Genomic DNA, 631 nt, shown 5'->3' with positions numbered 1-631 from the left:
AAACCTTTTTATCTTTTCAAACCAAATCAACCAAAGCCTTTATATGACTAAACCAGTCTACCTATCGTTTTTATTAAGCTATATGACTTTATCGTATCGGACTACTTTATGTTATGAAAAATAAGCCATTGGCAAGGGTTAGGTAATGTTTCCAAACACATTTCACCGCTATTTTTTGCCAAAACGTGCTAGCATTAGCGGTTGTCTTGCTCGCTAGTCGTCACTAATTTTTATACGATGTCGCTAACCAGTGGTTCAATGATGTTTATATTTATTTAAGTATTTACCTGAGCAATGCTATCTCTATAATACCCAATCGACACCTTAAAAACCGTCATTAAGTTTGCGAAGAAACGCACCAATACCAACTGTTTAAGAGTACCTATTGTGATATTACGCCGCTACATGACCCGTCAGGTTGCCTCAACCACTGCTTTGGTATTGGGCTTTTTGGTAGTGATGATGCTTGGTGGTCGCCTAATACGTTACTTTGGAATTGCTGCTGAAGGGAATCTCGATATTGGCTTATTGTTTGTCATTATTGGTTATAACTTGCCGTATTTTTTAGAGCTTATTTTACCGTTGGCGTTTTTTATTGCGTTGATGCTGGTGTTTGGACGTCTGTATGTCG

1 protein-coding gene is annotated in these 631 nt (G+C 37.9%); it reads left to right on the top strand.

Translation table 11 applies throughout. From position 1 onward, the window contains the following. Positions 1-405: 405 nt before the first annotated feature. Positions 406-631 (top strand): LptF/LptG family permease (locus tag ACS8FD_RS21870; RefSeq protein ID WP_439277417.1); only part of this gene is annotated, 226 nt, incomplete at its 3' end.

The sequence above is a fragment of the Psychrobacter sp. 1U2 genome (assembly GCF_051847575.1).
Note: the sequence above shows the minus strand (reverse complement) of the source record. Positions and strands in the feature narration are given on the sequence as shown.